Annotated in this window: 5 protein-coding genes and 1 tRNA gene; 2 read left to right on the top strand and 4 right to left on the bottom strand. The window is 58.3% G+C overall.

Annotated features, from left to right (window positions below; all coding sequences use genetic code 11):
* Window positions 1–170: 170 nt before the first annotated feature.
* Window positions 171–1,388 carry a pyridoxal-phosphate-dependent aminotransferase family protein gene (locus HLUSI_RS0108750; RefSeq protein ID WP_029363303.1) on the bottom strand — a complete coding sequence of 406 codons (1,218 nt, stop codon included), beginning with the start codon at window positions 1,386–1,388 and terminating at the stop codon, window positions 171–173.
* Window positions 1,389–1,689: 301 nt separating this feature from the next.
* Here HLUSI_RS0108750 and HLUSI_RS0108745 point away from each other — a divergent pair, with 301 nt between their 5' ends.
* Complete coding sequence (locus HLUSI_RS0108745; RefSeq protein ID WP_016833604.1) at window positions 1,690–2,451, top strand: GntR family transcriptional regulator; 762 nt, start codon at window positions 1,690–1,692, stop codon at window positions 2,449–2,451.
* A 596-nt stretch (window positions 2,452–3,047) separates the two neighbouring features.
* Here HLUSI_RS0108745 and HLUSI_RS0108730 read toward each other — a convergent pair.
* The 3 genes from HLUSI_RS0108730 to HLUSI_RS0108720 are packed head-to-tail and all read right to left on the bottom strand — an operon-like array spanning window position 3,048 to window position 6,599.
* A complete protein-coding gene (locus HLUSI_RS0108730) occupies window positions 3,048–5,285 on the bottom strand; it encodes a RelA/SpoT family protein (protein ID WP_016833603.1) in 2,238 nt (745 codons plus the stop codon).
* Between the two features lie 54 nt (window positions 5,286–5,339).
* Window positions 5,340–5,690, bottom strand: a complete 351-nt coding sequence (locus HLUSI_RS0108725; RefSeq protein ID WP_016833602.1) for a RidA family protein — start codon at window positions 5,688–5,690, stop codon at window positions 5,340–5,342.
* A gap of 42 nt (window positions 5,691–5,732) precedes the next feature.
* Window positions 5,733–6,599, bottom strand: a complete 867-nt coding sequence (locus HLUSI_RS0108720) for an alpha/beta fold hydrolase (RefSeq protein ID WP_029363302.1) — start codon at window positions 6,597–6,599, stop codon at window positions 5,733–5,735.
* 235 nt (window positions 6,600–6,834) lie between these two features.
* Between HLUSI_RS0108720 and HLUSI_RS0108710 the strand changes: the two genes are divergently transcribed.
* A tRNA-Leu gene (locus tag HLUSI_RS0108710) sits at window positions 6,835–6,927 on the top strand.
* The last annotated feature ends 495 nt before the right edge of the window (window positions 6,928–7,422 follow it).

Below are 7,422 nucleotides of genomic sequence, written 5' to 3'. Positions count from 1 at the left end.
TGGGGGGGGGGCGCCGTGAAACCTGCGGTTTCGATTCCTCTGCGGGATGTTGCAGCACCGGTCTTTCGTTATTGATCCACGTTGCCGGTGCAGTCCTTGCAGAAGGTCTGCACCGGCGTTCTTTCCTCCGTTATTGCTTTTTCTTTTGCCATGCCTGACGGCTCAACTGATCAGGCGACTTTCAGCGCCGGCTTGTTCTTCTTCGCGGTCAGGTTGTCCATCGCCGCCTGTACGCCGCTGCCGGCCAGCTTGACGCCCGCCAGCTTCAGCCCCATTTCGCAGCCGGCCAGCGTCGCCATCAGCGTCAGGTCGTTGGCTTCACCAAGATGGCCGATGCGGAACATGCCGCCCTTCATCTTGCCGAGGCCGGTGCCGAGGGACATGTTGAAGTTCTCGTAGATCACTTTGCGGATCGCGTCGGCGTCGAAACCTGCCGGCGTCATCACGCCCGTCAGCACCGGCGAATACACGGCCGGATCGGCGCACTGGATTTCCAGCCCCCAGGCCGTGACAGCCTGGCGGCAGGCTTCAGCCAGACGTTCATGACGCGCGAAGACGTTGTCCAGGCCTTCGCCCAGAATCATCTCCAACGCTTCATGCAAGCCGTACAGCAGATTGGTGTTGGGTGTGTACGGCCAATAGCCGGTGGCGTTCATCTCGATGATTTCGCTCCAGCCCCAGAAGGCTTTCGGCAACCTGGAGGATTTACTTGCTTCAACGGCCTTCTTCGAGACGGCATTGAAGCTGATGCCCGGCGGCAGCATCAGGCCCTTTTGCGAACCGGACACGGTCACGTCCACGCCCCACTCGTCATGACGATAATCCGCCGACGCCAGGCCGGAGATCGTATCCACCAGCAGCAGCGCCGGATGGCCGGCGGCGTCGATGGCCTTGCGCACCGACGCGATGTCGGAAGTCACGCCGGTCGAGGTTTCGTTATGCACCACGCACACCGCCTTGATCTGATGTCCGCTGTCCTTGCGCAGGCGTTCTTCGATCAGATCCGCCTGCACGCCGCGGCGCCAGCCTTCGATACCGGGCAAGCCGAGGAACTCCGGCTTCAGGCCGAGCGCTTCGGCCATCTTCTTCCACAGCGTGGCGAAGTGGCCGGTCTCGTACATCAGCACGGTGTCGCCCGCGCTCAGGGTGTTGGTCAGTGCCGCTTCCCAGGCGCCGGTACCGGACGCCGGATAGATGACGACCGGCTGCTCGGTCTTGAAAATCTTCTTGATGCCGGCCAGCACCTGCAGGCCCAGCGCACCGAATTCCGGGCCGCGATGGTCGATGGTCGGCAAGCTCATGGCGCGCAGGATGCGATCAGGCACAGGGCTCGGACCAGGGATTTGCAGGAAATGACGGCCGGCTGGATGAAAGTCGAGTTTTAACATTTACTTCTCCTTTGAAATTCGTCTCTAGAAATTGATCTTTTATCGAATTTTGTATTTTGAATGCAAAATACTTTATCAGCGAGATTCAGAGAGGTAAAGGATTTTTTGATCGTTGCAGTCCTTACTCCTGGTACGGAGTCAGATGGTGATTTTGATAAAACCCTGTATATAGAGAGACTTGGAATCACATAAGCACATTTGAAGGCAATATTTTTCATTCATACAACACAGGAAAGCTGGTATTTTTGCAATGAAGCGTTGGATGCTAAAATAGCGTCAAGCAGCAAATTAAGGATTTTGAATGCAAAATTCAGCCATTGAATTGACCAATAAGCTCGACCAGAGCGAGAAACAAATCATCCCTGCAGCCCTTCCGAAACTGGAGCGCCAGCGCCTGCACGACACTGTCGTGGAGCATTTGCGCAACCTGATCGTGGAAGCGGTGCTGATGCCCGGCACCAAACTGAACGAACGCGAACTGTGTGAAACGCTGGGCATTTCACGCACGCCGCTGCGCGAAGCATTGAAGGTATTGGCTGCGGAAGGCCTGATCGACATCTCGCCCAATCGCGGCGCCTCGGTGTCGAAGATGACCGAGACCGAGATCCGGGAGACCTTTGAACTGATGAGCGGACTGGAAGCGATGTCCGGCGAGCTGGCGTGCGAACGCATCACGCCGGTGGAAGTCGCCGAGATCAAGGCGCTGCACTACGCCATGCTGGCCTGCAAGGCGCAGAACGACTTGCCCGGCTATTACAGCCGCAACCAGACGATCCACAACAAGATCAACGAAGCCGCGCGCAACTCGGTGCTGCACCAGACTTACCTCGGCCTGAACCGCCGCCTGCAAGCGCTACGCTTCAAGTCGAACTTCCGCCCGGAGAAATGGGACAGCGCCGCCCACGATCACGACGAAATGGTCAAGGCGCTGGAAGCGCGCGACGGCAAACGCCTGGCCTCGATCCTGCGCCAGCATCTGCTGGACAAGCGCGACGCGGTGCTGAACGTGCCGGCGCCGCCGGCCGCGAACGAAGCGCCTGCGGGGAATACGAATAATCAATAAAAACAGTTGGAAAGTTGTCGCTGAAGGCCATCGCTTGCGGTGGCTTTTTTTTGGCGGAGAAAAAACGAACGCGGAAAAAAGAGGAGAAATCCGGAAGAGAAATCCGGAAGACAAAAAGCAAAAATGGAAGCCGGGACTGCGCTTCCATTGATGATTTTGCTTTTGATGCTGTTTTTACGAAGCCTCAGTTACGATAACTGCCTGCTTCGATACCAATATTCGACAACATCAAGAATATTGGTAGGCACGATTGGACTCGAACCAACGACCCCTACCATGTCAAGGTAGTGCTCTAACCAGCTGAGCTAAGGAGAAATCCGGAAGAGAAATCCGGAAGACAAAAAGCAAAAATGGAAGCCGGGACTGCGCTTCCATTGATGATTTTGCTTTTGATGCTGTTTTTACGAAGCCTCAGTTACGATAACTGCCTGCTTCGATACCAATATTCGACAACATCAAGAATATTGGTAGGCACGATTGGACTCGAACCAACGACCCCTACCATGTCAAGGTAGTGCTCTAACCAGCTGAGCGAAAAGTTTTTTAGAAAACCTTCTTCGGCAGCTTTCCGAAAATCACGCAACCGCCCGCAATCCCTACTGCCGCCTGGCTTCCAGCACGCCCTTCACTTCGCGAATCACGGTCAGCGCCTTCTGCAATTGCGCGGTTGAACCGATCTCGGCGGTAAAGCCCATGCGCGCCTGCCCCTTCATGCTTTGCGTGCTGACGCCGATGACGTTGATTTTTTCGCGCAGGAAGATTTCCGAAATATCGCGCAGCAAACCCTGGCGGTCGCCGGCCAGCACAAAGATGTCGACCGGATAGACCGTATCCTTGCCGGAGGCGCCCCATTCGGTCTGGATGACGCGTTCGGGCGCCTTGCTGCTCATCTCGGTGAAATTCTTGCAGGTCAGCCGATGAATCGACACGCCCTTGCCGCGCGTGACGAAGCCGACGATGGTATCCGGCGGCGCCGGTTTGCAGCAACGCGCCAACTGCGTCATCAGGCCTTCGGTGCCGACCACCAGCACGCCGGACTTGGCGCCCTGCACCACGCTGGAAGCGCGGCTCTTGCGCGTGATGGAGGCTTCGTCGGGTTCGGTCTGCCGATTCTCCCTACCCTCTTCGCCTTCATGCAGCATCTGCTCGATCTGGCGCGGGCTGAACTCGTCCTTGCCCAGCGACAGGCACAGATCGTCGACCTTGCCGAAGCCGAGCTTGTGCGCCAGTTCTTCCAGATTGACGGCAGTCTTGCCTTCGCGCTGCAGTGTTTTTTCCAGCACGGTGCGGCCGTGCGCCAGCGTCTCTTCCTGTTCGATGGCATTGAACCAGGCGCGCACCTTGGAGCGCGTGCGCGAACTGGCGGCATAACCGGTGCTCAGCCAGTCACGCGACGGACCGACGCCGGGGCCGCTCTTGACGGTGATGATGTCGACGGTCTGACCGTTCTTCAGCGGCGTATTCAGCGGCACCATGACGCAGCGATGGCCGACGTCGCTGTGCAGGTGGTAGGCGAAATCGATCGGCGTGGCGCCGCTCGGCAATTCGATCACGCGCGCTTGCGGCGTCAATACGTAGATGCGCTCGTCGAGCGTGGTGGACTTGAGCTTTTCGACCCAGTCGCGGCGCACTTCTTCCTGCTCCACGACGGCGTCCGATACTTCGCTCTTCCATGCCAGCAGCTGGCGCAGCCAGGCGATCTTTTCGTCGTACTTTTGCGCAGCGAAATTGGATCCGCCGCTTTCCTTGTAGCGCCAGTGCGCCGCCACGCCGTATTCGGCGAAGTGGTGCATCTCGCGCGTGCGGATCTGCACTTCCAGCGGACGGCCGTCTTCAGCCACCACCACCGTGTGCAGGGACTGATAGCCGTTTTGCTTGGGCCGCGAAATGTAATCGTCGAACTCCTTGGGAATCGGCACCCAGATATTGTGGATGATGCCGAGCACGGTGTAGCAATCCTTGATGTCGTCGACGATGACGCGGAAGGCGCGCACGTCGTACAGCTCGGAAAAATCGATGGACTTGCCGCGCATCTTGTTCCAGATGCTGTAGATGTGCTTGGGGCGACCCGAGACTTCCGCCTTGATCTCGGCGGCGGTCAGCTCGGTACGCAGGCGCTCGATGGCGGTGGCGACGAACTCGGCGCGCTCGATGCGCTTCTCTTCCAGCATCTTGGCGATGCGCTTGTAGGTGACCGGCTCGATGAAGCGGAAGGACAAATCCTCCAGCTCCCATTTGAGCTGCCAGATGCCGAGGCGATTGGCCAGCGGCGCATAGAGATCGAACGTCTCGCGCGCATATTGCGCGGTGGTCTCGTTCTCCATCTTGTTCTCGGCGAAGTAGCGCAAGGTCGTCACGCGCGAGGCCAGGCGCACCAGCACCACGCGCATGTCGGAGGCCATTGCCAGCAGCATCTTGCGCAGCGTTTCGATCTGCGCCGCAGCCTGTTGCGCCGCGTTCTTGCCGCGCAAGACTTCCTGCGGCTGCTGGAAGGTCAGGCCGTGGAAACGCATCAGCTGGCGCACGCCGGCGACGAGGTCGCCGATATCCTTGCCGTAACGCTCTTCAATCGTCGCCGCAACATCGAGGTCGAGCAGATGCAACTCGAACAGCAGCCCGGCGATGCGCGTCTCGGCATCGACGTTGAGCGCCGTCAGCACGCCGGCCACGCCCTGCACGAAGGCCATCGCATCCTGCCCTGAGGTGATCGGCTTGCCGCGATAGATCGGCTCGACGAAAGCCAGCGCCTCCAGCACGCGTGCGCTGTCTTCCGGACTCAGGCCGGCGACGATGGAGGCGTTTCCCTCCTGCTGAACTGCGACGACAGAAACCATGAAACCTTTGCCTGATTCGAGAACGCGGGGTTGCGTTGAGGTTGCGTTGAAAGATTACTTCTGTGCGGCGACGATGATGATCTCGACCAGCAATTCCGGACGCGCCAGCTTGGCTTCGACGGTCGCGCGCGGCGGCGTGTTGCCGCTTGCCACCCAGGCGTCCCACACGGCGTTCATGCCTTCGAAATCCTTGACGTCGGCGATATAGATCTGGCACGACAGGATATGTTCCTTGCTGCTGCCGGCTTCGGCCAGCAGGCGATCGATGTGGCCCAGCACTTCGCGCGTCTGGCCTTCGATGTTCTGGGTGGTGTCTTCGGCGATCTGGCCCGCCAGGTAGACGGTGCCGTTATGGATGGCGGCTTCGGAAAGACGCTTGCCGACGTGCAGACGTTGAACTGTCATGATGTTTCCTTTCAATCAATAAGAGCCCGGTCGGGGATGCAATCAACCGAGCAAAAAGTCCTTGGCGACCTGGATTTGCTGGGCGTGCATGAACGTCGGCGCATGGCCGACGCCCTCCAGCTCCACCAGCTTGGCCTTGGGACCGCGTTGTGTCATGGCCTGCGCCACCTCGGGCAGCAACAGGTCGGATTGCGCGCCGCGCACCAGCAGCGTCGGACAGCGAATCGCATCGTAGGCGGCCCACAGCATGGCTTCGCCGATGCTGGCCGCTTCCGGCGTCATGCTCTTGAACGGTTCGGCCAGGCGCAAGTCGTAATGACGCTTCCATTTACCCTCTTCGTCCTGGCGCAGGACGTCGCTTGCCAGCTTGTGCCACTCTTCATCGGTATGCGGACCGAAGCTCGCTGAAATCGTGCGGATATATAACGCGGCTTCCTCGAACGTGGCGAAGCGCACATCCTGGCCGATGTATTCACCGATGCGCGCCAGCGCCGAGCCGTTGATGGACGGGCCGATATCGTTGAGCACCAGGCGCCGCACCGGATTGTCCGGCAAGGAAGCCAGCCCCATGCCGATCAGGCCGCCCATCGAGGTGCCGAACCAGTCGACGCTGTCGGCGTCGAGCCGCGCCAGCAGCGTGACCATGTCGCTGACGTACTGCGGAATCGCGTAATGCTGCGGATTGCCCAGGCGTCCGGAACGACCGCGCCCGACCACGTCGGGACACACCACCCGATAGGTGTCGCACAAGTCGCGCGCCATCACGTCAAAATCGTCGCTCACGCGCGTGACGCCGTGGACGCAGACCAGCACATTCGGATTATGCGGATCGCCCCACTCTTTGTAAGCCATGGAATGCAAACCGGCAGGCGAAATACATTGAACTGTCTTCAATACAGCTTGCGTCATGGTCTCAACCGATTTGAATTGGAATAGTCCACATTTTACTACCTGCGTGGATGTTACAGACTGGAAATGGCGGACAGCGGCAATCCGCGCCGGCGCAAGCCGATGCGCGCGGATGTGCCCTGCATCGATAGAAATGGCGAAATGCATGATGCAGCGGAAACATTCGCGCAAATCCGGCCAAAGTCGCTGCTATAATGCGTTCCTTTTCCGGCCGCCTGCGCCGGAAACACTCAAAGCCTGAGTGGTGAAATTGGTAGACACAGCGGACTTAAAATCCGCCGCTTACCTGGAAAGGGGCGTGCCGGTTCAAGTCCGGCCTCAGGCACCAAGTTAGTCTAGACAAGGCTTTAGAGCCGATTTGGTATAAGTGATTATACCGACCCATCCCGAAATTTCTCCCGAAAAATTGACCAGATTTGACCGAACTTGACCAGCAAGATCGAGTAGCCGAAAAGTGGGAATAACCGTCACGGGATAATTCGGTATAACGAATAGCTGTTTCATTTTCCGATAGTTGGTAAAATCGCTCCCAGGGGTCAACGCAACGGAGATTCTCGTGGGAGTGCGCTTCATAAATACACCGTGTAGCCCCAGCGCAAACCACGAGTCCGCAGATTAAATCGAGGGATAAGTCTGCGGTAAGAGTATGGCAACGCTCGGCGAGGCGATACCTCGCCAAGGATTAATTAGCTGATTGGAAGCGTAACTAAATCAGATCTCATTGTCCTAAGTGCTCAAGACCCGTTGAGGGGAAGCGATAAACAGGGTGCCTAAAGACCACTCGTTCCCGCCTACTCGATAGATCGGCCCTCACAAGCGGGGG

This window comes from Herbaspirillum lusitanum P6-12 (assembly GCF_000256565.1).
Classification (GTDB): Bacteria; Pseudomonadota; Gammaproteobacteria; order Burkholderiales; family Burkholderiaceae_D; genus Herbaspirillum; species Herbaspirillum lusitanum.
Note: the sequence above shows the minus strand (reverse complement) of the source record. Positions and strands in the feature narration are given on the sequence as shown.

Excerpts from the sequence above, each read along its gene's own strand:
- HLUSI_RS0108750 (WP_029363303.1), bottom strand. The coding sequence starts at position 1,388 with ATGTTAAAACTCGACTTTCATCCAGCCGGCCGTCATTTCCTGCAAATC.
- HLUSI_RS0108745 (WP_016833604.1), top strand. The coding sequence starts at position 1,690 with ATGCAAAATTCAGCCATTGAATTGACCAATAAGCTCGACCAGAGCGAG.
- HLUSI_RS0108730 (WP_016833603.1), bottom strand. The coding sequence starts at position 5,285 with ATGGTTTCTGTCGTCGCAGTTCAGCAGGAGGGAAACGCCTCCATCGTC.
- HLUSI_RS0108725 (WP_016833602.1), bottom strand. The coding sequence starts at position 5,690 with ATGACAGTTCAACGTCTGCACGTCGGCAAGCGTCTTTCCGAAGCCGCC.
- HLUSI_RS0108720 (WP_029363302.1), bottom strand. The coding sequence starts at position 6,599 with ATGACGCAAGCTGTATTGAAGACAGTTCAATGTATTTCGCCTGCCGGT.